This is a genomic window from Sodalis sp. RH20 (assembly GCF_047324205.1).
Taxonomy (GTDB): Bacteria; Pseudomonadota; Gammaproteobacteria; order Enterobacterales; family Enterobacteriaceae; genus Acerihabitans.
In genome coordinates this window covers 3,546,712-3,569,878 of the sequence record NZ_CP178733.1, presented here as the reverse complement: position 1 = coordinate 3,569,878, position 23,167 = coordinate 3,546,712, and the positions used below count along the sequence as shown (strand labels likewise).

General features: G+C 57.3%; 22 protein-coding genes. 19 read left to right on the top strand and 3 right to left on the bottom strand.

What is annotated here, in order from left to right; genetic code table 11:
* Positions 1-2 precede the first annotated feature (2 nt).
* Positions 3-737 (top strand): phosphoadenylyl-sulfate reductase, encoded by a 735-nt coding sequence (locus ACL2XM_RS16525; protein ID WP_410016345.1) that lies wholly within the window; start codon positions 3-5, stop codon positions 735-737.
* A gap of 60 nt (positions 738-797) precedes the next feature.
* Here ACL2XM_RS16525 and agaR read toward each other — a convergent pair whose 3' ends face one another.
* Positions 798-1,595, bottom strand: a complete 798-nt coding sequence (gene agaR / locus ACL2XM_RS16520; RefSeq protein ID WP_410016344.1) for a transcriptional repressor AgaR — start codon at positions 1,593-1,595, stop codon at positions 798-800.
* Between the two features lie 383 nt (positions 1,596-1,978).
* Between agaR and kbaZ the strand changes: the two genes are divergently transcribed.
* The 5 genes from kbaZ (at position 1,979) to ACL2XM_RS16495 (ending at position 7,255) form a co-directional block, all read left to right on the top strand.
* Positions 1,979-3,265 (top strand): tagatose-bisphosphate aldolase subunit KbaZ, encoded by a 1,287-nt coding sequence (kbaZ, locus tag ACL2XM_RS16515; RefSeq protein ID WP_413722171.1) that lies wholly within the window; start codon positions 1,979-1,981, stop codon positions 3,263-3,265.
* 16 nt (positions 3,266-3,281) lie between these two features.
* On the top strand, positions 3,282-4,439 hold the full coding sequence (locus ACL2XM_RS16510) for an SIS domain-containing protein (protein ID WP_413722172.1): 1,158 nt from the start codon (positions 3,282-3,284) through the stop codon (positions 4,437-4,439).
* Between the two features lie 71 nt (positions 4,440-4,510).
* Complete coding sequence (locus tag ACL2XM_RS16505) at positions 4,511-5,383, top strand: tagatose bisphosphate family class II aldolase (RefSeq protein ID WP_410016341.1); 873 nt, start codon at positions 4,511-4,513, stop codon at positions 5,381-5,383.
* A complete protein-coding gene (locus ACL2XM_RS16500) occupies positions 5,380-6,348 on the top strand; it encodes an N-acetylglucosamine kinase (RefSeq protein ID WP_410016340.1) in 969 nt (322 codons plus the stop codon). The genes ACL2XM_RS16505 and ACL2XM_RS16500 overlap by 4 nt, the downstream gene beginning before the upstream one ends.
* 1 nt (position 6,349) lies before the next feature.
* On the top strand, positions 6,350-7,255 hold the full coding sequence (locus ACL2XM_RS16495) for a DMT family transporter (RefSeq protein ID WP_410016339.1): 906 nt from the start codon (positions 6,350-6,352) through the stop codon (positions 7,253-7,255).
* A 306-nt stretch (positions 7,256-7,561) separates the two neighbouring features.
* Here ACL2XM_RS16495 and ACL2XM_RS16490 read toward each other — a convergent pair whose 3' ends face one another.
* Positions 7,562-8,587: an aminopeptidase gene (locus tag ACL2XM_RS16490; protein WP_413722174.1), complete on the bottom strand. Its 1,026-nt coding sequence runs from the start codon at positions 8,585-8,587 to the stop codon at positions 7,562-7,564.
* 271 nt (positions 8,588-8,858) lie between these two features.
* Between ACL2XM_RS16490 and cysG the strand changes: the two genes are divergently transcribed.
* The 13 genes from cysG (at position 8,859) to rpoS (ending at position 20,509) form a co-directional block, all read left to right on the top strand.
* Positions 8,859-10,274 (top strand): siroheme synthase CysG, encoded by a 1,416-nt coding sequence (cysG, locus tag ACL2XM_RS16485; RefSeq protein ID WP_410016337.1) that lies wholly within the window; start codon positions 8,859-8,861, stop codon positions 10,272-10,274.
* Between the two features lie 10 nt (positions 10,275-10,284).
* Positions 10,285-11,193 carry a sulfate adenylyltransferase subunit CysD gene (gene cysD / locus ACL2XM_RS16480; RefSeq protein ID WP_410016336.1) on the top strand — a complete coding sequence of 303 codons (909 nt, stop codon included), beginning with the start codon at positions 10,285-10,287 and terminating at the stop codon, positions 11,191-11,193.
* A 12-nt stretch (positions 11,194-11,205) separates the two neighbouring features.
* On the top strand, positions 11,206-12,633 hold the full coding sequence (gene cysN / locus ACL2XM_RS16475; protein ID WP_413731254.1) for a sulfate adenylyltransferase subunit CysN: 1,428 nt from the start codon (positions 11,206-11,208) through the stop codon (positions 12,631-12,633).
* A 2-nt stretch (positions 12,634-12,635) separates the two neighbouring features.
* The gene (gene cysC / locus ACL2XM_RS16470) at positions 12,636-13,265 is read left to right on the top strand and encodes an adenylyl-sulfate kinase (protein ID WP_410016334.1); all 630 of its coding nucleotides are present in this window, start codon (positions 12,636-12,638) and stop codon (positions 13,263-13,265) included.
* A 91-nt stretch (positions 13,266-13,356) separates the two neighbouring features.
* Entirely contained in the window at positions 13,357-13,674 is a 318-nt protein-coding gene (locus tag ACL2XM_RS16465) for a DUF3561 family protein (RefSeq protein WP_413733229.1), read from the top strand.
* A 159-nt stretch (positions 13,675-13,833) separates the two neighbouring features.
* The gene (gene ftsB / locus ACL2XM_RS16460; protein ID WP_331122399.1) at positions 13,834-14,151 is read left to right on the top strand and encodes a cell division protein FtsB; all 318 of its coding nucleotides are present in this window, start codon (positions 13,834-13,836) and stop codon (positions 14,149-14,151) included.
* Positions 14,151-14,876, top strand: coding sequence for a 2-C-methyl-D-erythritol 4-phosphate cytidylyltransferase (gene ispD, locus ACL2XM_RS16455; RefSeq protein ID WP_413722175.1), 726 nt, complete (start codon positions 14,151-14,153; stop codon positions 14,874-14,876). The genes ftsB and ispD overlap by 1 nt, the downstream gene beginning before the upstream one ends.
* 30 nt (positions 14,877-14,906) lie before the next feature.
* Entirely contained in the window at positions 14,907-15,383 is a 477-nt protein-coding gene (gene ispF, locus ACL2XM_RS16450) for a 2-C-methyl-D-erythritol 2,4-cyclodiphosphate synthase (RefSeq protein ID WP_410016612.1), read from the top strand.
* A complete protein-coding gene (gene truD / locus ACL2XM_RS16445; RefSeq protein ID WP_413722176.1) occupies positions 15,380-16,429 on the top strand; it encodes a tRNA pseudouridine(13) synthase TruD in 1,050 nt (349 codons plus the stop codon). The genes ispF and truD overlap by 4 nt, the downstream gene beginning before the upstream one ends.
* A 205-nt stretch (positions 16,430-16,634) precedes the next feature.
* The gene (surE, locus tag ACL2XM_RS16440) at positions 16,635-17,405 is read left to right on the top strand and encodes a 5'/3'-nucleotidase SurE (protein WP_410016331.1); all 771 of its coding nucleotides are present in this window, start codon (positions 16,635-16,637) and stop codon (positions 17,403-17,405) included.
* A complete protein-coding gene (locus ACL2XM_RS16435) occupies positions 17,399-18,025 on the top strand; it encodes a protein-L-isoaspartate(D-aspartate) O-methyltransferase (RefSeq protein ID WP_410016330.1) in 627 nt (208 codons plus the stop codon). Before surE ends, ACL2XM_RS16435 begins: the two co-directional genes overlap by 7 nt.
* 243 nt (positions 18,026-18,268) lie before the next feature.
* Positions 18,269-19,465 (top strand): murein hydrolase activator NlpD, encoded by a 1,197-nt coding sequence (nlpD, locus tag ACL2XM_RS16430; protein ID WP_413723548.1) that lies wholly within the window; start codon positions 18,269-18,271, stop codon positions 19,463-19,465.
* Positions 19,466-19,519: 54 nt separating this feature from the next.
* Complete coding sequence (rpoS, locus tag ACL2XM_RS16425; protein ID WP_410016329.1) at positions 19,520-20,509, top strand: RNA polymerase sigma factor RpoS; 990 nt, start codon at positions 19,520-19,522, stop codon at positions 20,507-20,509.
* 83 nt (positions 20,510-20,592) lie between these two features.
* Here the strand turns inward: rpoS and mutS are convergent, their stop codons facing one another.
* Entirely contained in the window at positions 20,593-23,157 is a 2,565-nt protein-coding gene (mutS, locus tag ACL2XM_RS16420; RefSeq protein ID WP_413731253.1) for a DNA mismatch repair protein MutS, read from the bottom strand.
* Between the last annotated feature and the right edge of the window lie 10 nt (positions 23,158-23,167).

The following is a 23,167-nucleotide window of genomic DNA, read 5'->3' as shown; positions in this document are numbered from 1 at the left end:
CTATGAGCAGCCTGAACCTGACCGAACTGAACCTGTTGCCGAAAGAAGAACAAACGGCGGCGCTCGCTGATACGAACCGTCAGCTTGAAACCCTGACAGCGCAAGAGCGGGTGGGCTGGGCGCTGGCAAACCTGCCCGGCGAAACGGTATTGTCATCAAGCTTCGGCATCCAGGCCGCGTTATGCCTGCATCTGGTGACCCGCCAGCGGCCGGATATCCCGGTGATCCTGACCGATACCGGCTATCTGTTCCCGGAAACCTATCAGTTTATTGATGAGCTGACCGACAAGCTGGGCCTCAATCTGCGGGTATTCCGCGCGGAACTTTCCCCCGCCTGGCAGGAGGCCCGTTACGGCAAACTGTGGGAGCAAGGGGTGGAGGGGATCGAAAAATACAACCAGATCAATAAAGTCGAACCGATGAACCGCGCTTTAAGCACGCTGAAAGCGCAAAGCTGGCTGGCGGGGCTGCGCCGCGAGCAGTCCGGCAGCCGCGCCCATCTGCCGGTGCTGGCCATCCAGCGCGGGGTATTTAAACTGCTGCCGATCATCGATTGGGACAATAAGCAGGTGTACCAGTATCTCAAAGCCCACGATCTTGGCTACCATCCCTTGTGGGAGCAGGGCTACCTGTCGGTGGGCGACACCCACACCACCCGCAAATGGGAACCGGGCATGAGCGAGGAAGAAACGCGCTTTTTCGGCCTCAAGCGCGAGTGCGGGCTGCACGAAGGTTAACAGCGGCTTCGCCGATAACCAACAACGCCGCCGGAGGCTTAACGTTTCCGGCGGCGTTGGCTATTCGGCATCGACGAGGAGGACGTCAATACCTTTATCGGCGAAAAAATCCAGCAGGGAGGACGGAATGTTATTGTCGGTGATGATTTTATCCACCCGTTCGATACTGATAATCTTATGCAGGCTAATGCGATGGAATTTCGAAGAGTCGGTAACGACGATGATTTTTTTCGAGGCATCGCACATACAGCGGTTCAGCCTGGCTTCGTCTTCATTATGCGTTGTCACTCCCATCAGGGGGTCCAGCCCATCCACGCCTAAAAACAGCATATCGAAATGATAGTTTTGCAACGCGATTTCGGCCTGGCCGCCAAAAAATGATAAGGAGTGCCGCCTGAGCCGCCCGCCGGTCACTAATAAATCCACCCCGGGGGCATCAATCAACGCTTCCGCCACATTCATGCCGTTGGTCATCACGATGACCTCCTCATGATTATGCAGTTGCCGCGCAATTTCATACGTGGTGGTGCCGGAGTCCAGGATAATGGTGCTTCCCGGCGTGATGAGCGACGCGGCCAGTTTGCCGATGCGCTCCTTGATGGTGGCATTTTCCGAACGCTTGGCTTCGATTGACCGCTCCGCTTCCGCCGGGGACGCGGGAGACAGCATCGCCCCGCCATAAGCGCGGGTGGCGACGCCCTGTTTTTCGAGAAAAGACAGATCGTTACGGATGGTCACCGTCGACACATTAAAATCCGCCGCCAACACATTCACCTGCACGCTTCCCTGCGCCTTAAGTTGACTGACAATCCGCTCGCGCCGCGCGCTGGTCGTCATCGTTCTATTGCCAGGGCTCATCACATCGCATCCCTCATCACCACCTCCACTGCCGAAATTTGCCCCGTTGCGCTATAGAACCGCAAAGGAATCCGCCTAATTTCATCACCGCCAAACCTTTCATTCCCTTATGTCTTTCTTATTAACGCTATTGTAGCCACCCCCCAAGATGATGTCGACTGTTTAACCTTTCTTCATCCCCGCGGTGAAACGACGGAATCCAGACCCGACGCCGGCCTTATCCATCCGGCGGCACGTTACCTCCAGGAAAGGGAGGGTAAAGCTATCCATTTCGTTTTCTTATTTTTTGATCTTTATCACAGAGATTGATCTTTCATTTTCTTTCTTTATGGTCATGATGTAATCTTTTTACAACACAACGAAAGATATAAAAGGCAATACTCATGGAAACACAAAGCGCGGCGCTGCAAACGCTGCTGGCCCGGCATAAAGCAGGCCATCCGGTCGGGATCTATGCGGTTTGTTCGGCGCATCCCCTGGTGATTGAAGCCGCCCTGCGGCATGCGCAGGCGGAAAATACGCTGCTGCTGGTGGAAGCGACGTCCAACCAGGTCGACCAATATGGCGGTTATACCGGCATGACGCCGGCCGATTTTTATCACGCCATCATGGACCAGGCCGCGGCGATAGGTTTTGACGCCGGCCGGCTGATTCTGGGCGGCGATCATCTGGGACCCAACCGTTGGCAGGGACTGCCGGCCGCGCAGGCCATGAGCAAAGCGGAAGTGCTGATCGCCGCCTATGTGGCGGCGGGATTTAAAAAAATCCATCTTGATTGCAGCATGGCCTGTCAGGATGACGCCGTACCCCTGAGCGATGAGATTGTCGCAACGCGTTCGGCGCAATTAGCGCAAGTGGCTGAAATCACCTGCCATGACACCTTCGGCTGCCAGGATATTGTCTACATTATCGGCACGGAAGTGCCGATTCCGGGCGGCGCCCAGGAGAATCTGCGGCAGCTGGACGTCACTGCGCCGCAGGCCGCGGCGCGCACAATTACCGCCCATCGCGACGCCTTTGCGCGGCAGGGTCTGGCGGACATCTGGCCCCGGGTCATAGGGCTGGTGGTGCAGCCCGGCGTGGAATTTGATCATACCCAGGTGATCGATTACCAACCCGGGCCTGCCGCCGCGTTAAGCCGGATGATTGATGACTATCCCTATCTGGTCTATGAAGCCCATTCCACCGATTACCAACGGCCCCAGGCTTACCGGCAACTGGTGCGGGATCATTTCGCCATTCTTAAGGTGGGCCCCGCGCTAACCTTCGCTTTGCGCGAAGCGTTGTTTGCCCTGGAGTGCATCGAGGAAGAAATTATCAGCCAGGACCGCTCTGAATTACGCGCCACCCTTGAACAGGTGATGCAAGAGCAGCCCGGGTATTGGCAGCAACATTATCACGGCGATGAAGAGGCTAAGCGATTATCGCGCCGGTATAGTTATTCGGATCGCATCAGGTACTACTGGCCGCATGACAGGGTGCAGCGCAGTTGCCAAAAGCTCATGCAAAACTTGGGGAATCAGGTCATTCCGCTGCCGTTGTTAAATCAGTATTTGCCGGAACAATACGCCAAAGTAAGGGATGGGAAATTAGTTCTCAATCCGAAAGATATTATTATCGATAAAATTATCGATGTGATTAAAGCATATTCATCAGCCTGTCATGAATAATCAAAGGCACGAAAAAATGACTGATTCTGTAAAAGCACCTTATCACCCGGAGCACGCCACGGCGCAGGAAATTATGCAGCAGCCGGCGACCTGGCGCAAAACCCTATTACTGATTGAACAGCAACGGGACCGCATCAATACCTTTTTAACGCCCTTATTGGCCCGTACGGATCTGCGGATTATCCTCACCGGCGCCGGAACTTCGGCTTTTATCGGTAAAATCCTGGTACCGGCGCTGCTGCCAAAATTAAACCTGCGCGTAGAGGCCATCGCCACCACCGACCTGGTCAGTAATCCCCGTGAATACCTGTCCGCTCACTGCCCCACGCTGCTGGTCTCCTTCGGGCGCTCGGGCAACAGCCCGGAAAGCGTGGCGGCAATAGAGCTTGCTAACCAGATGCTGGGGCAATGTTTCCATCTCATCATCACCTGTAATGAACGCGGCCGGTTACACCAGAATTTTGCTCAAAGCGCTAATACCTTGTCATTACTGACGCCGCCCGAAACGCACGATCGCGGCTTTGCCATGACCAGCAGCGTCAGTAACATGATGCTGGCCTGCCTGGCGGTATTTGCGCCCAGGCAGTATAACCTTGCCAGCTTTTTGCCCATTATCGAAAATAGCCAAAATATTATTGAGCAATATCTGCAACGGCCGACCTCATTATTTGGCCAAGATGAATATCATCGCGTGGTATACCTCGGCAGCGGTGGATTGCAAGGTATCGCGCAGGAATCGGCGCTCAAGATTCTTGAGCTTACCGCCGGAAAGATCAGCACCTTTTTTGATAGTCCCACCGGTTTCCGCCATGGACCGAAATCTATCGTGGACGGAAATACCCTGGTCGTGGTGTTTATTTCTAACTCGCCCTACACCAGAAAATACGATCTGGATCTGTTAGCCGAATTAAGGAATGACAACGTGGCGCGCCGGGTGGTTGCCATCGCCGACAGTCCTGTCCCGGGAATAGGCAAGGGCGAATATCTGTATTTGCCAAAGACCACTCATGCCGATGACGCCCATATTGGGTTTTGTTATTTACTCTATGCGCAAATATATGCCTATTTGACATCGCTGCAATCAGGCGCCTCGCCGGATAATCCTTCTCCCAGCGGCGTGGTAAACAGAGTCGTCGAAGGTGTGGTTATTCATAGGCTGGAAATAGAGAAATAAGCTAACCCGCTGCCGCGGTGACCGAATAATACAGCACATGACAGATAATGTCGTTAATCAGGGTATAAATCATGCGTATGGTATCCACAAAATATTTATTGGCACGGGCAAAAACTGAGAATTTTGCCGTGCCCGCGTTTAATATCCATAATGCCGAAACGATACAGGCGGTGCTCGAAGCCTGTCACGAACGTCAATCGCCGGTGATCCTGGCCGGCACGCCCAGTACTTTCAGACATATCTCTTTTAAGGATTTGCACGCCCTTTGCCAATCCTTTGCCGGTACCTTTGATATCCCCATTGCGCTGCATCTGGATCATCATGAGGCCCTTAGCGATATCCGCGATAAAGTTTTTGCCGGCGCCCGCAGCGCAATGATTGACGCCAGTCATTTGAATTTTGCCGACAATGTCGCCTTGGTGCAGGAGGTGACGACGTTTTGCCATAAATATGACTGTAGCGTGGAAGCGGAGCTGGGCAGGCTGGGCGGCATTGAAGATGATAAAAATGTCAGCGCCGGCGCGAGCTTTCTTACCGACCCGGATGAGGCGGTGGACTTTGTTAATCTTACCGGTATCGACAGCCTGGCCATCGCTATCGGCACGGCGCACGGTCTGTATAAAGACACGCCGAAAATAGATTTTGAGCGGCTGGCCATCATCAACGGCAGGATTGACATCCCGCTGGTATTACACGGCGGCAGCGATGTGCCCGATGACTATATTATCCGCGCCGTCAAGCTGGGTATCTGCAAAGTGAATGTCGGGACTGAATTGAAAATTGCCTTTGCCGGCGCGGTAAAAAAATACTTCGCCGCGAATCCGCAGGCGAACGATCCCCGCTTTTACATGCGGGAAGGCATGGATGCCATGAAAGAGGTGGTTTACAGTAAAATCCGCATTTGCGGTTCTGCCGGAAAATTGGCTATCGGGAGTGAATCATGATCTTTCTCGGGGTTGATGGGGGAGGCACCAAAACAGCCTTCGTGCTGATAAACTCGGATGGCGAGATATTGGCGCAGCATGAAGCTTCCACTTGCTACTATTTAAACGTCGGCCGCGAAAACAGCAAAACCATTATCGTCAACGGTATCGCGGAAGTCTGCCGGCGCGCCGAGATCGCGCCGGACATGATTGATTATTCTTTTTTCGGCCTGCCGGCCTACGGCGAAGTCTCGGCGGATGTGCCTTTTCTGGATCAGATTCCCGCCGTGTTGCTTAGCCCGGAAAAATATCGCTGCGATAACGATATGGTTTGCGGCTGGGCGGCAAGCCTTGGCTGCCGGGACGGCATCAATATCGTTTCCGGCACGGGCTCGATCGCCTATGGCGAGCATAATGGAAAAACCTCCCGCTGCGGCGGTTGGGGGGAGCTGTTCAGCGATGAGGGCAGCGCCTATTGGATCGGCTGTAATGCCCTCAATTTGTTTTCAAAAATGTCCGATCATCGGCTGAAAATGGATATTCTCTATGATCTGATTAAAAGCAAATACCACATTGATGTTGATCTTGATATCAATGATCTGGTGTTTAATAAATGGCAAGGAGACCGGACAAAAATCGCGTCGGTTGCCAGGGTCGCCTATGAAGCGGCGGTCGAGGGCGATAAAGAAAGCTATAAACTTTTTTGTACCGCAGCCCGTGAACTCGCCATGATGGTGGATTCGGTGCGCAAAGATCTGGCGTACTCACCCGATGAGACCACCCTGGTTTCGTTTACCGGCGGTGTTTTTAACTGCGGGGATATCATCCTTGATCCTTTTATGCATGAGCTGGCAAATCTCAGCGGTAGCTATTTAGTATGCCAACCAAAATATAATCCCTCAATGGGGGCCGCTATTTATGCCGCAAAGATAAGCGGTAATCCCCTGGCGAACGCTGTTCTCAATAAGCTTAAAATTGGAGAATAAAATGAAAAGCAACTCGTGGATAATCTATACCTTGATGGTGGTATTAACCTGGGGTGTGTGGGGCGGTGTGAGCGCATATCCGACCCAAAAATACAGTTTTCCTGATCAGTGGGTTTATATCATATGGTCAATTACCATGCTTATCCCCTGCTACTTTACGCTAAAAGGAAAAAAGATTGATTTTTCCCCGCAGGCGGTACTTTATGGGCTGGCGATCGGGTTTACCGGTGCGGGCGGGCAGTTATTGCTGTTTAAAACCCTCGGCATGGGTGCTCCGGCTTATCTGGTATTCCCCATTATCTCGATTTCACCCGCAATCACGGTGATAATGTCGCTGGTGCTGTTGAAAGAAAGAATTAATTTTCTCGGTACTATCGGTATTATCCTGGCGCTATTGTCGATACTCGCCTTCAGCATAAGCCAGGGCGATGGTACGACAGTAAGCGGCTCATTGTGGCTGGTGTTTTCAGTTATTATTTGCCTGGCGTGGGGGTTGCAAGCGTTTTTTATGAAAAGGGCGTCCAACAATCACATTGAGGATAGCGCTATCTTCTTTTATATGACGCTAACGGGCCTGATCCTGGCGCCCATCGCCTATGCCATGATTCCTGATAAAAGCGGCAGTTATCCGGCGGCCGCCTATCTTATTACCGCCGCCACCCAGGTATTGAATGCCGTCGGCGCCTTATTCCTGGTGATGGCATTGTCCAGGGGGAAGGCTATCATCGTGGCGCCTTGCACCAATGCGCTGGCCCCGGTCCTTACGGCGGTAATATCATTATTATTGTACCAAACCCTGCCAACCGCTTATGCATTGATAGGCATTATCCTAGCCATTACAGGTTCCACTATCATGGTCTATTCTGAGGAGAAAAGCAGTACCGCGACAATACAGCCCACGCTTTAATAAAAAGCATGGTTTCATTTTATTATTAATTTGCGGACAGTATTGATACCGATTATCTCCGTTGCCACTCAGATCTGATATATGCAAAGGGTAACTGTTTAAAATCAGCCGTTTTACTTTATTATTATGCGCTTTAGGGTAATTGAACCTATTCTTATGGTTGGTTACTGTCATTAATTATAATTTGCTTTCGCTGTAATTCCCGCCATAGAACTGTATTGAATTATGGCGGCCCGGGTATGGGCCTCACCTCGCTGTGATACCGGCATGCGGTTTTCTTACCGCATGCTCCTTATTTCCATCGGGCTAGGATTTAGCCCCCTGCGTCAGTCCTTGCAACAGCGGCCACAACAGTTTCATGCTGTCGCGCGCGCGTTTACCGATTTGTCCGGTCAGGTGGGTATCAAGATACTGGATATTATCGCGCTGGCTCTGGTAACGCGCCATGCCCTGGGGAAAGTTACGACTGGGCTTGCGCTGCAGGCAACTGTCGCCGTTTGTGCCCGAACCCACATCCAGCACCGCGAATCCCGCCTTGGCAAACGGCAGCGCGTCGCTGGCGCAAGCGGCCGAGGTCCTGATGCCGGGGCTTAAGAGCAGCGGGATACCCGCCTGGCGCGCCTGGGCGCCCAGGTTTTTAACCAGTTCCTGCAGGCGGGCGTCGCCGCTGTCCGGGCTGTAATTGACCCGCAGCTTTTCGCCGGCCACCAGGCTGTCGAGGTTGATCACCAGCAGCGTATTGCGTTTTTCCTGCGCGGACATGCGTTGCAGATAATCATCCACGCCCAGGGTTTCCGGCTCCCCGGCGCTGAGCGCCACAAAACGCACGCCCACCGCCAACGTGCCGCGCCCCAACTGCTGCGCCAGACCCAGCATCACGCCGAGGCCGGACGCGTTATCGTCTACCCCCTGTAGCGTCAGGCCGCCCAAATTGTCATTCAGGTCCTTATCGCTGCGCGGCATAAAGGTATCGGCGTGGGCCACTATCAGCACTTCGCCGGGCGCCGCGCCGGCACGGGCGGCGATAACCGAGGTGGCGGTAATTCTGCGCCAGTCGGCTTTGCCGGCGCTGCCGTGGAACAGATAACGGGTATTGAAGGCGCGCAGATCGCTGTGGAAGCCCAGCTCGGTGAACCGACGCTGAAGATAATCCGCCGCCATCAGTTCCGCCGGGCTGCCCGCCATGCGGCCGGGAAAATAGGTAGCGATATAACGAATCTGCTCTTGCGCGTATTGGCTTGGAGTGAAGGCGGCGGCGGGGGCGGAAAACGCCAGCAGGGCGCCGAGGCACAGCGTTAAACGGGCGCGCTTGCTGCGACCGGGGTGAAACATAAAACAGTATCCTTAATAGACGGGAACGGCATCGGTTTTCGCCGCTCAACCCAGCGCTATAGTATGGTACCGCCCCGCGGGCAATACAATTTGTACCCATGGCCGCGACCGGCTGATCGCACGATTCGTTGCCCGCAATCCTCTTGGCGCGCGCGCATGAAAGGCGCCGTTATTCCATTAAAGCAATTGTAATTCCAATTAACTATTTCATAGAACCTAATCGCAAGACGTATAGTCACATTATTGCTAAGCCAAATCATAAAAGGTAGCTGTGGATTATTTACCTCTTTTTGCCGATCTCAGGCAGCGTCCGGTACTGGTGGTCGGCGGGGGCGAGGTTGCCGCACGCAAGATCCTGCTACTGCAGCGCGCCGGCGCACAGGTCAGGGTGGTTGCGCGCCGGCTTTCCCCCGATCTCGGTCGTCAGGCGCAAGCGGGCTATCTCCAATGGCTCGGGGAGAGTTTTGCCGCCGACATGCTGGACGGCGTGTTCCTGGTGATCGCCGCCACCAACGATCGGGCGCTGAACGCCGAGGTTTATGCCGCCGCCGACCAGCGGCATATCCTGGTCAATGTGGTGGACGATCAGCCCCAGTGTTCGTTTATCTTCCCCTCCATCGTCGATCGTTCGCCCATCATGGTGGCGATTTCCTCCGGGGGAAAGGCGCCGGTGCTGGCGCGCATACTGCGCGAAAAACTGGAATCCCTGCTGCCGGCCTTTCTTGGCCCGATGGCGGAGATGGCCGGCGCTTTTCGCGAGCGGGTAAAACAGCATTTTCCGGTCATGGACGCGCGGCGGCGTTTTTGGGAGCGGGCGTTTAACGGGCGTTTCGCCGGCCTGGCGGCGCAGGGGCGGCATGACGACGCCCAGGCGGCGCTGGAGCGGGAGCTTGACGCGCCGGCCGGACAGGCCGGCGACGTGGCACTGGTGGGCGCCGGCCCGGGCGACGCGGGCCTGTTGACGCTGCGCGCCCTGCAACTGATGCAGCAGGCGGACGTGGTGCTCCACGATTACCTGGTCAGCGCCGAGGTGCTGGAACTGGTGCGGCGGGATGCCGAGCTGATTTGCGTCGGTAAACGCGCCGGCGACTTTTGCATGCCGCAGGAAGAGATTAACCGGCAACTGGTCGAACACGCGCGGCAGGGCAAACGCGTGGTACGCCTGAAAGGCGGGGATCCGTTTATCTTCGGGCGCGGCGGCGAAGAGCTACAGGCGGTGGCCGCCGCCGGCATCCCTTTCCAGGTGGTGCCGGGGGTCACCGCCGCCGCGGGCGCCACCGCCTACGCCGGCATTCCTCTCACCCACCGCGACCATGCGCAAAGCGTGACCTTTATTACCGGCCACGCGCGCCGCGGCGGCGGCGATCTCGATTGGCCGGCGCTGGCGGCGGGCCGCCAGACCCTGGCTATCTATATGGGATTGATGAAAGCAGGGGACATCAGCCGGCAGCTTATCCTGCACGGCCGTTCGCCCTTGACGCCGGTGGCGGTGATAAGCCACGGCACCCTGGCCTCCCAGCAGGTGCTGACCGGTACCCTGGGACAACTCGACACCCTGGCGCAACAGGCGTCCACCCCGGCTTTGCTGGTCATCGGCGAAGTTGTCACCCTTCATGATGAAATTGCCTGGTTTGGCGTCCAACAATCGGCGGCGCAACAGCGCGCGACGTTGGTTAACCTGGCTTAAGGATGTAAAAATGGATCAACAACGACATACTCATTTGCGGCAACTGGAGGCGGAAAGCATCCATATTATCCGCGAGGTGGCGGCCGAATTCGCCAATCCGGTCATGATGTACTCCATCGGCAAGGATTCCTCGGTGATGCTGCATCTGGCCCGCAAGGCGTTTTTCCCGGGCACGCTGCCGTTTCCGCTGCTGCATGTGGATACCGGCTGGAAATTCCGCGAAATGTATGAATTTCGCGATCGCACCGCCAAGGCCTATGGCTTCGAGCTGCTGGTGCACCGTAATCCGGACGGGGTGGCGATGGGCATTAATCCCTTTATCCACGGCAGCGCCAAACATACCGATATCATGAAAACCGAAGGCCTTAAGCAGGCGCTGAATAAATACGGTTTCGACGCCGCGTTCGGCGGCGCCCGGCGCGACGAGGAAAAGTCCCGCGCCAAGGAGCGCATCTACTCCTTTCGCGATCGGTTGCACCGCTGGGACCCGAAAAACCAGCGGCCGGAGCTGTGGCATAACTATAACGGCCAGATCAACAAAGGCGAAAGCATCCGCGTCTTCCCGTTGTCCAACTGGACCGAGCTGGATATCTGGCAATATATCTACCTGGAAAACATAGAAATTGTGCCGCTTTACCTCGCCAAACCGCGCCCGGTGCTGGAGCGTGACGGCATGCTGCTGATGGTGGATGACGACCGTATCGATCTGCAGCCGGGAGAAGTGATCAGCCAGCGCATGGTGCGGTTTCGCACCCTTGGCTGCTGGCCGCTTACCGGCGCGGTGGATTCCACGGCGCAGACCCTGCCCGAGATTATCGAGGAAATGCTGGTGTCCACCACCAGCGAAAGGCAGGGCCGGGTTATCGACCGCGATCAGTCCGGATCGATGGAACTGAAAAAGCGTCAGGGTTATTTTTAAGGAGCGATCGACATGAACACGACCATAGCTAAACAGATCGCCGAACAGGGCGGCGTGGAAGCCTACCTGCATGCGCAACAGTATAAAAGCCTGCTGCGCTTTCTCACCTGCGGCAGCGTGGACGACGGCAAAAGCACCCTGATTGGCCGCCTGCTGCACGATACCCGTCAAATTTATGAAGATCAGCTGACCACGCTGCACTCCGACAGCAAGCGCCTGGGCACCCAGGGCGAGAAGCTGGACCTCGCGCTGCTGGTGGACGGCCTGCAGGCGGAGCGGGAGCAGGGCATCACCATTGACGTGGCTTACCGCTATTTCTCCACGGAAAAGCGTAAATTCATTATTGCCGATACGCCGGGGCATGAACAGTACACGCGCAACATGGCCACCGGCGCGTCCACCTGCGATCTGGCGATCCTGTTAATCGACGCGCGCAAAGGCGTGCTGGACCAGACCCGCCGCCATAGTTTTATCAGCACGCTGCTGGGCATTCGTCATCTGGTGGTGGCGGTCAACAAGATGGATTTGGTGGACTACCGGCAGACTGTCTTTGAACAGTTCAAGCAGGATTACCTGCACTTCGCCGAGGAACTGCCGGTGGATCTGAGCATTACGTTTGTGCCGATTTCCGCCCTTGACGGCGATAACGTCGTCACGCCCAGCGTCGCCATGCCCTGGTATAACGGCCCGACGCTGCTGCAGGTGCTGGAAACGGTCGAAGTCATCAATCTTAATGAACAGCAGCCGATGCGTTTTCCCGTGCAGTACGTTAACCGGCCCAACCTGGATTTCCGTGGTTACGCCGGTACCGTGGCGGCGGGCGTGCTGCGGGTGGGACAGCAGATAAAAGTGCTGCCTTCGGGCGTCACGTCCTCCATCGCCCGTATCGTGACCTTCGACGGCGACGTGGCCGAAGCCTGGGCAGGCGAGGCGGTGACGCTGGTCCTGACGGATGAAATCGATATCAGCCGGGGCGATCTGGTGGTGGATGGCGCTGAAACGCTGCGCCCGGTGCGCAACGCCCTGGTGGATGTGGTCTGGATGACCGACAACCCGCTGGTGGCCGGCCAAAGCTTCGACATTAAAATCGGCGGTAAAAAGACCCGCGCCCGGATAGAAAATATCCAGTATCAGGTGGAGATCAACAGCCTGACCCAGCGCGTGGTCGACAGCCTGCCGCTCAATGGCATCGGTCTGGTGGAGCTGGCGTTCGACGAGCCGATGGCGGTGGATAAATACCCGCATAACGCCGTGACCGGCGGCATGATTTTTATCGACCGCCTGAGCAACGTGACCGTCGGCGCGGGCATGGTGCGCGAACCCTTGGCGGAGGTCTTTACCGAGCCCCGGCGCCACAGCGAATTCGAGCTGGAATTGAACGCGCTGGTGCGCCGCCACTTCCCGCACTGGGGCGCGCGTGATTTGCTGGGTGGTAAATAACCATGGCCGATCGGCATACCCCATCCCCCGCGGCGCCCGACAGCAATATTGTCTGGCACGAACACCCGATAACCCGGGAGGATCGCGAACAGTTGCACCGGCATCAGGGAACGGTGGTCTGGTTTACCGGCCTTTCCGGCTCGGGCAAATCCACCCTGGCGGGCGCCCTTGAACAGGCCCTGCATCCGCTGGGCATCAGCACCTACCTGCTGGACGGCGATAACGTGCGCCATGGTTTATGCAGCGATTTGGGGTTCAGCGAAACGGATCGCCGGGAAAATATCCGCCGGGTGGGTGAAGTCGCCCGCCTGATGGTGGATGCCGGACTGGTGGTGCTGACCGCCTTTATTTCCCCGCATCGCGCAGAGCGCCGGATGGTGCGCGATCTGCTGCCCGCCGGACGCTTTATCGAAGTGTATGTGGACACGCCGCTGGACATTTGTGAAGCTCGCGATCCCAAAGGCCTGTATAAAAAAGCCCGCGCGGGGCGGTTGCCTAATTTTACCGGCATCGACGCGGTTTACGAGGCTCCCGAGCAGGCGGAAATTCATCTTGACGGCCAACAATTGGTAACACATTTGACCGGGCAATTGTTAGACCTGCTGCGTGGCCGCGTTATCATCAGTTCCTGAGAAGCCGCATCGGTATACCGGCCGTCCGGCCGCGTTACCACCAGCCCAGGAAGTGAGAGGTATGCTGAACGTCACCCAGACCAAGCGCGTCATGCCGGCCAAGGTTATCCCCGCCCCGGTAGCCGAACGCGCCGCCGAAGAGCCCGCTTATGGCTTTTGGGGGGCGATGGCGGGGTTTATCTTCTACTGGCTGGCCTTTGCCATTCCCATTCTTACCTATGGCGCCAATGCGCTATTCTTCCTGCTCTATACCTGGCCTTTTTTCCTGGCGTTAATCCCGGTATCGGTGCTGATCGGCCTGGTGTTCAGCGTTCTGCTGACCGGCCGGCTGATCCTGATGATCGCCTGCACCGGCCTGGCGGTTTTTTGCCTGTTCTGGCTGGTGTTCGCCTCGCTCACCGGCTGGTAAAGCGTAAGAATGGGGTTACGACGGGTAACAAACCGTAAAAAAGCATTGGAAATGCGCGTAAAAAAGCAGCTTCAGCGTCTTTTCCCCGTCATTTTGGCGCCCGGTGTGGAGTCCTGGCCCAAGTTATGGGATGATTGGGCTGTCTTTTAGGGGGCGGGGATGGGAAAACTTACGCTGTTATTACTGGTATTGCTTGGCTGGCTGCAATATTCCTTGTGGCTGGGTAAAAATGGCGTGCACGATTTAGTCCGGGTCGAGGACGACGTGTCGGTCCAACAGGCCGGTAATGCAAAGCTTAAAGCGCGCAACGATCAATTATTCGCGGAAATCGATGATCTCAACGATGGACAAGAAGCCATCGAGGAACGATCACGCAATGAACTCGGCATGATTAAGCCGGGAGAGAGTTTCTATCGCCTGGTGCCGGATCAGTCTAAACGTCGGACGGCGGCGCCTGCTTCACAAGACAATCAATAATGACCACGTCGGCCGGGGCATTCCCCGCAACCATTGCTATTCTGCCGGCCGCCGGCATCGGCAGCCGCATGGGCACGGATTGTCCCAAGCAATACCTCGCCATTGGTGGTAAAACCCTGCTGGAGCATGCCATCGACGCGCTGCTGCGCCAGTCCTGCGTGCGCCATGTTATTGTCGCCATCAGTGCGGATGACCCTTATTTCGCCTCCCTGCCCATCGGCCGCGACGCGCGCGTCAGTCATGTTATCGGCGGGCGGGAGCGCGCCGATTCAGTGATGGCGGGCCTGCGCGCGGCGCGCGGGCGGGCGGGCGACGAAAAATGGGTACTGGTGCATGACGCCGCGCGTCCCTGCCTGCATCAGGACGACCTGGCCCGCCTGCTGGCGATCACCGCCCATACCGCCATCGGCGGCATCCTGGCGACGCCGGTGCGCGATACCATGAAGCGGGCCGGCGGCGATGCCATCGACCATACGGTGGATCGCAACCATCTCTGGCATGCCATGACCCCCCAACTTTTCCCCCTGGCCCTGCTGGAATCCTGCCTGGCCCGGGCGCTGGCGGACGGCGCGCGCGTTACCGACGAAGCCTCGGCGCTGGAGCACTGCGGCTACCGGCCGCTGCTGGTGGCGGGCCGCGCGGATAATATTAAAGTCACCTGCCCGGAGGATTTAGCCCTGGCAGCATTCTATTTGACCCAATTGCAAAACAGCGCCATTGCATAAGCATAATAATAAGGAGAGCCGGTGAAACGTATCCGTATCGGTCATGGTTTTGATGTCCACAAGTTCGGCGGCGAAGGCCCGTTGATTATCGGCGGCGTGCGTATTCCCTACACCCAGGGACTGCTCGCCCACTCCGACGGCGACGTGGCGCTGCATGCGGTGACCGACGCGCTGCTCGGCGCCGCCGCGCTCGGCGATATCGGCAAGCTGTTTCCGGATACCGATGCGGCTTACAAGGGCGCGGACAGCCGCGCGCTGCTGCGCGAAGCCTGGCGGCGCATACGGGAAAAAGGCTACCTCTTGGGCAATATCGATATCACCATTATCGCCCAGGCGCCGAAGATGGCCCCGCATATTCCGCAAATGCGGATTCATCTGGCGGAAGATCTGGCGTGCCATATGGATGATGTCAACGTCAAGGCCACCACCACCGAACAGTTGGGTTTTACCGGGCGCGGCGAAGGCATCGCCTGCGAGGCGGTGGCGTTGCTGCTAAAAGACGCATGATCGCCGACCTCAACCCCCTGAATTTATTCTGGCTGCACGGCAAGCCCGAAGCTACCGGTATCATCAAGGCGCAGCCCGCGGATTTCCAGGTGCTGGAAGATCTCGGGTTCGAGCCTGACGGCGCGGGCGAGCACGTGCTGGTACGGTTGCGTAAAAGCGGCGCCAATACGGTATTCGTCGCCGAAGAGCTGGCCAAATTCGCCGCCATCCCCGCCCGGTCGGTAAGTTATGCCGGGCTCAAGGATCGCCATGCGGTGACCGAACAGTGGTTCTGCCTCCATCTGCCGGGCAAGGAAACCCCGGATTTCTCCGCCTTCAGTCTTGAGGGGTGTGAGGTGGTGCGCAGTACGCGCCATGGCCGCAAGCTGCGCATCGGCACATTGAAAGGTAATGCCTTTGACTTGGTATTGCGTGAGATAAGCGATCGGGACGCCGTGGAAGATCGCCTGAATATCATTGCCCGCGAAGGCGTGCCCAACTATTTCGGCAGCCAGCGTTTCGGCCATCAGGGCAACAATCTCGATCGGGCGCTGCGCTGGGCGCGTGGCGAAATCAAGGTCAAGGAACGCGGCAAACGCAGTTTCTACCTCTCAAGCGCCCGCAGCGCGCTGTTCAATCTGGTGGCCAGCCAGCGTCTCGAGCGTCTTGGCCGCCGGCAGGTGCTGGCCGGCGACGCCCTGCAGCTTACCGGCCGGGGCAGTTGGTTTGTCGCCACCGATGAGGATATGCCGGACGCCCCCGCGCGCGTGGCCAGCGGCGAACTGAGCCTGACCGCGCCGCTGCCCGGGGACGGTTTGCCGGGCAGCGAGCGCGAGGCGCTGGCGTTTGAACAGCAGTGCCTGTCCGGCCAACCGGAATTACTCGGATTATTGGCCCGGGAACGGCTGGAACCGGCGCGCCGCGCCCTGATGCTCAGGCCCGCCGATATGCGTTGGCACTGGCGCGACGACGCCACGCTTGCGTTGTCGTTCGCCCTGCCGGCGGGCAGCTTCGCCACCAGCGTTATCCGCGAACTGCTCGACGCGCCGGCGGACGTTGTCCTGTAAACCCCCGTTGCCCGGGGCCATCCCGGCCACGGGTATTTTGCGGACCGGCCGGCACGGCAGACTTCACCGCCGTAGCGTTTCATGCCATTATTACGGTTATTCCCGGCCTGCATCGCTGCCGTTCGTTTTGATGCGCAGGCCGATTTTGCCCAATGGGTGGGCGGCGCGTTAAAAACAATCAATAATTAATAAAGCTAATAATGATATGCGCATACTATTAAGTAATGATGATGGCATTCATGCGCCCGGCATCCAAGCGCTGGCGGCCGCCCTGCGCCAGTCTGCCGATGTGGACAGCGTGCAAATCGTGGCGCCCGATCGCAACCGCAGCGGAGCGTCGAACTCGCTGACCCTCGACCGGCCGCTGCGGGCGCTGAAAGAGGGCAACGGTGATATCGCGGTGCAATCCGGCACGCCCACCGACTGCGTCTATCTCGGCGTCACCGCCCTGATGCGCCCCGGTCCCGATATCGTGGTGTCCGGCATTAACACCGGTCCCAACCTGGGGGACGACGTTATTTATTCCGGCACGGTGGCCGCGGCCATGGAAGGACGGCACCTCGGCTTCCCGGCGCTGGCTATTTCACTGAACGGCGATACCTTTTATGATACCGCCGCGGTCATTGCCTGCAGGCTTATCCGGGCGTTGACCCTTGAGCCGCTGCGTACCGGCAGGATCCTGAACGTCAATGTCCCCGACCTGCCAATGTCTGCCATCAAGGGTATCAAGGTCACCCGTTGCGGCAGCCGGCATCCCGCCGCCCATGCCATCCGGCAGCTGGACCCGCGCGGCCGTGAAATATTCTGGATCGGCCCGCCCGGTGAAACGTTCGACAAAGGGCCCGATACTGATTTTGCCGCCATTGAGCAGGGGTATGTTTCCATTACGCCATTGCAGGTGGATTTAACCGCCTATTCCGCTCAATCGGTACTCACGTCGTGGTTGGCCAATGCGGAGGTCAGTTGGACATGGTAAACCGTCGCACCCAGGCCCTGCTCGAACAGCTTCGCCAGCAGGGAATAAGAGATGAACGGCTGTTGCAAGCCATCGAATCGGTACCGCGCGAGCGATTTATCGACGAAGCTTTCGAACATAAGGCATACGACAATACCGCCTTGCCCATCGGCTCGGGCCAGACCATTTCCCAACCCTATATCGTGGCGCGCATGACGGAGCTGCTCAGGCTCCAGCCGACATCGCGCGTGCTGGAAATCGGCACCGGCTCCGGCTACCAGACGGCGATTCTCGCGCACCTGGTGCAGCATGTCTGTTCGGTCGAGCGCATCAAGAAACTGCAGTGGCAGGCCAAACGCCGCCTGAAGCAGCTGGATTTGCATAACGTGTCCACCCGCCATGGCGACGGTTGGCTGGGCTGGCCGTCGCGCGGTCCTTTCGATGCCATTATCGTCACCGCCGCGCCGCCGGAGATACCCTCGGCGCTGATGGCCCAATTGGATGAAGGCGGCATTATGGTATTGCCGGTCGGCGAGGATACGCAGGATTTGACCACCGTCACGCGCCAGGATGGCGAGTTTAGGGTGGAAACCGTCGAAGCGGTGCGTTTTGTACCCCTGATCAGGGGAGAACTGGCATAATCGGCAGCATGTTTTTTACCCCTTCATCACTCCCATACGCCCGCGCGATGCCACCTGATATTTCTATACAACTGTTTTATGGCGCCTTCCCCCGGATGTTGCTAGCATTAACAGCATAAAATTAACTTTTCGGAAATAGCTGAAAATACTCTCATTCATGAAGTAATGAGAGAAAATAGGATGTATAACGATAATGTCTGGCATGTTTGGAACGATGATTGGCTTTGCTGCCATAGGGGAGAGATGAGCATGGGAAGCCCGAAATGCTATTGGCGCCGCGTTGCGGTATGTTCAATGGCAAGTTTATGGTTGGCGGGTTGCGCCAGTGATGAGACAGCGGCACCAATCAGTAGCGTGGGCGGCGATAATAACAGCGGTATGACGACCTCCGCCCCCGTCCAGAGACCACGGCTGCAACAGCAGCAATCGCTGCCGACGCGGCAGCTGCAACCGGTACAGCCGGTACAGCCGGTACAGCCGGTACAGCCAGCCCAGCCGAACGTGGTTGGAAGCGTAAGTGCCGTTAACCAATCGTCTGAAGGTAATATTGTTTATAACCGCAGCTACACCTCTATTCCAAAAGGTTCCTATGGCGGTACTACCTATCAGGTCAAGCGCGGTGATACATTGTTTTATATCGCCTGGATTACCGGGAATGACTATCGTGATTTGGCAAAAAGGAATAATATTCCGGAACCTTATGGATTGAATGTAGGTCAAACCTTACAAGTGGGTAACGGAACGGCACCCCTAACCGGGAGCGGAACCGTGGCAGGCGGCGAAGTAAGCGGCGGAGGCATGCTGGCAAATCATAGCAGCGCTACCGTGGCTTCAGGCGCCACTGTCGCTCCAAATGCCGCTACGAATACGAAAATGATGAGCTCGGGTATTGATTCTCAAGCAAACAATGAGTATTCTGAAAATTCAGGTAAACAGAATGTAGGGAAAATGTTGCCATCTAACGGCGGCAAAATGTTACCCACATCGGGAGCAGTTGTTGCAACAACCGCCCCTGTTACCGCACCCGCTTCAACGTCCGGCACTATGATGTCGGGCGGCAGTACGGCGATAACCGGTTGGCGTTGGCCGACGGACGGAAAGATTATTGATAACTTCTCCGCTGCGGAAGGCGGCAATAAGGGTATCGATATTTCCGGTTCACGCGGACAATCCATCCTGGCCACCTCCGGCGGACGAGTCGTCTATGCCGGTAACGCTTTGCGAGGGTACGGTAATCTGATAATCATCAAACATAATGATGATTACCTGAGCGCCTATGCCCATAACGACACGATGCTGGTACGGGAACAACAAGAAGTGAGCGCCGGGCAGAAAATCGCTACCATGGGTAGCACGGGTACCAGCTCGGTTAGATTGCATTTTGAAATTCGTTACAAGGGGAAATCCGTAAACCCGCTGCGTTATCTCCCGCAGCGATAAATTGGTCGGAATATCCAGATATTCTGTCCTGGGATCACGGGTAGGAGCCATAGAATGAGCGAAAACACGCTGAAAGTAACCGAGTTACATGAAGAAGCCGAATTCGACGAGAACGGAGCCGAAACATTTGACGAGAAAGCGTTAATCGATGAGCCCGCTGATAATGATTTGGCGGAAGAAGAGTTGCTGTCTCAGGCGGCCAGCCAACGTGTGCTGGATGCCACGCAACTCTATTTGGGTGAGATCGGATACTCCCCATTGCTTACAGCTGAAGAAGAAGTGTATTTTGCCCGGCGTGCGCTTCGGGGTGATGTTGCCTCACGACGCCGTATGATTGAAAGCAACCTGCGGCTGGTGGTTAAAATCGCCCGCCGTTATGGCAACCGCGGACTGGCGCTGCTGGATTTGATCGAGGAAGGTAACCTGGGTCTTATCCGCGCGGTAGAGAAATTTGACCCGGAAAGAGGGTTCCGTTTCTCCACATACGCTACCTGGTGGATCCGCCAGACCATTGAACGGGCGATCATGAATCAAACCCGTACCATACGTCTGCCGATCCATATCGTAAAAGAACTGAATGTTTATTTACGCACCGCCAGGGAGTTGTCCCACAAGCTCGACCATGAGCCAAGCGCGGAGGAAATTGCCGAGCAGCTTGATAAACCGGTCGATGACGTCAGCCGTATGCTGCGCCTTAACGAACGTATTACTTCAGTGGATACTCCGCTCGGCGGGGATTCTGAAAAAGCCCTGTTGGACATTTTGTCCGATGACAAAGACAGCGGGCCGGAAGATACCACGCAAGACGATGATATGAAGCAAAGTATCGTTAAGTGGTTATTTGAACTGAACGCCAAGCAGCGTGAAGTGCTGGCCCGGCGTTTTGGCTTGTTAGGGTATGAAGCCGCCACGCTTGAGGATGTAGGCCGTGAGATCGGATTGACGCGTGAACGCGTCCGCCAGATCCAGGTTGAAGGTCTGCGCCGCCTGCGTGAAATCCTGCAAGGGCAGGGGCTGAACCTTGAGGCTCTGTTCCGGGAATAACCGCCCGGAAATAAAAAACGGTGAAGGGTAAACCTTCACCGTTTTTTTTTGTTTTATGGTAACCCCTGCGGACCGCGGTGGACCTAAAGCATTCCCTTCAGGCGATAAATCCACTCCAGCGCCGCCCTGGGCGTCAGCGTATCCGGATCAATCCCCTCAAGCGCGGCAACCGCCGGCGGCGTTTCTTCCTCCACCGGCGCCAGCAGCGACAGCTGCGAACCGTCCACCTTGCTGGCCGTGGCGCTGGTGGACAGGCTTTCCAGTTCCTTCAGTTTTTGCCGCGCCCGTTTAATCACCTCGCGCGGCACTCCGGCCAGCGCCGCCACCGACAGTCCATAGCTCTTGCTGGCGGCGCCATCCTGCACGGTATGCATAAAAGCAATGGTCTCGCCTTGTTCAAGCGCGTCCAGGTGGACATTCACCACCCCCTCCATCTTTTCCGGCAGGGTGGTCAGTTCAAAATAGTGGGTGGCGAACAAGGTCATGGCTTTAATCCGCCCGGCCAGGCTCTCAGCGCAGGCCCAGGCCAGCGATAAACCGTCATAGGTGGAGGTGCCGCGGCCTATTTCGTCCATCAGCACCAGGCTTTGCGGCGTGGCGTTGTGCAGGATATTGGCCGTCTCGGTCATTTCCACCATAAAAGTGGATCGTCCGGAGGCCAGATCGTCCGCCGCTCCCACCCGGGTAAAAATACGATCCACCGGTCCTATTACCGCCTGTGCGGCGGGGACAAAGCTGCCGATATAAGCCATCAGCACGATCAGCGCATTTTGCCGCATATAGGTGCTTTTGCCGCCCATGTTCGGGCCGGTAATGATCAGCATGCGCCGCTGGGCGGACAGCGCGAGCGGATTGGCGATAAACGGCTCGCTTAACACCCGCTCCACCACCGGGTGGCGTCCCGCCGAAATCCGGATCCCCGGCTGGTCGGTGAGCGTCGGACACACATAATTCAGCGTTTCGGCCCGTTCGGCCAGGTTGCTGAGCACGTCCAGCTCGGACAGCGCCGCCGCGCATTGCTGCAAGGGGCCGAGATGGGGCAATAGCAGATCAAATAACTGATCATAGAGCGCCTTTTCCAACGCCAGCGCTTTACCTTTGGAGGTCAGCACCTTGTCCTCGTACTCTTTGAGTTCCGGAATAATATAGCGTTCGGCGTTTTTCAGCGTCTGGCGGCGGACATAGTGCATCGGCGCCTGATGGCTTTGTCCCCGGCTGAGCTGGATATAATAGCCGTGCACTGCGTTAAAGCCGACTTTCAGGGTCTCAAGGCCGGTTTTTTCGCGTTCGCGGATTTCCAGGCGGTCGAGATAATCGGTGGCGCCGTCGGCCAGCGCCCGCCATTCATCCAGTTCCTCATGATAACCCGGCGCAATCACGCCGCCGTCGCGCACCAGTACCGGCGGCGCATCGACTACCGCCCGCTCGAGCAAGGCCCTTAATTCGTCAAACAGTCCCACCTGCGCGAGCAGGTGGCGAATGTGCTCCGTCGGCTGCGGCGCCAGCAACGCATGGATAGCCGGAAACTGCTGGAAGGCATGGCGCATGCGCGCCAGATCGCGCGGACGTGCCGAGCGCAGCGCCAGGCGCGCCAGGATACGCTCCAGGTCCCCAACCTGACGCAGCAGCGGCTGCAGCTCGGCGCAGGTCTCCTGCAGGCTGCTGATGGCCTGCTGGCGATGGGTCAGTACGGCGGTATCGCGGGTAGGCATATGCAGCCAGCGTTTCAGCATCCGGCTGCCCATCGCCGTCACGGTATGATCCAGTATTTCCGCCAGGGTATTGTCAAACCCGCCGCTAAGGTTTTGCGTTAACTCCAGATTGCGGCGCGTGGCGGCGTCCATCACGATGCCGTCCTGCTGGCGTTCAAGCGTGATGGCGCGGATATGGGGCAGCGAGGTGCGCTGGGTGTCCTTGACATACTGCAGCAGGCAGCCGGCGGCGCGCAGCGCGGCGCTGGCGCGCTCGATGCCGAAGCCATGCAAATCCCGGGTGCCGAACTGCAGATTAAGCTGCTGGCGGGCGGTATCGAGCTCAAACTCCCAGATCGGCCGGCGGCGCAGTCCACGGCGATGCTCAATCAGCCCCATTTCCTGCAATGTCTCGGGAAACAGCAGTTCAGCGGGGTTGGTGCGCTGCAATTCAGCGGCCATGGCCTCGCGATCGGCCGGTTCGCACACCAGAAAACGCCCGGAGCTGAGATCAAGGGTGGCATAACCGAACCCGGACGCTTCCTGCCACACGGCCGCCAGCAGATTATCCTGGCGTTCGTTTAACAGCGCTTCATCGCTCAGGGTTCCCGGCGTGACGATGCGCACCACCCTCCGCTCCACGGGGCCTTTGGTGGTGGCCGGATCGCCGATTTGCTCGCAAATGGCCACCGACTCGCCCAGCTGTACCAGCTTGGCCAGGTAGGTCTCCACCGCATGGTAAGGCACCCCGGCCATGGGGATCGGTTCGCCGGCGGATTGGCCGCGCCGGGTCAGCGAAATATCCATCAGCTGCGAGGCGCGCCGGGCGTCGTCAAAGAACAGCTCGTAGAAATCGCCCATCCGATAAAACAGCAAGATGTCAGGATGCTGCGCCTTGAGGCGCAGGTACTGCTGCATCATTGGGGTGTGTGCGTCGAAATTCTCTAGTGTACTCATCAGTTTATGA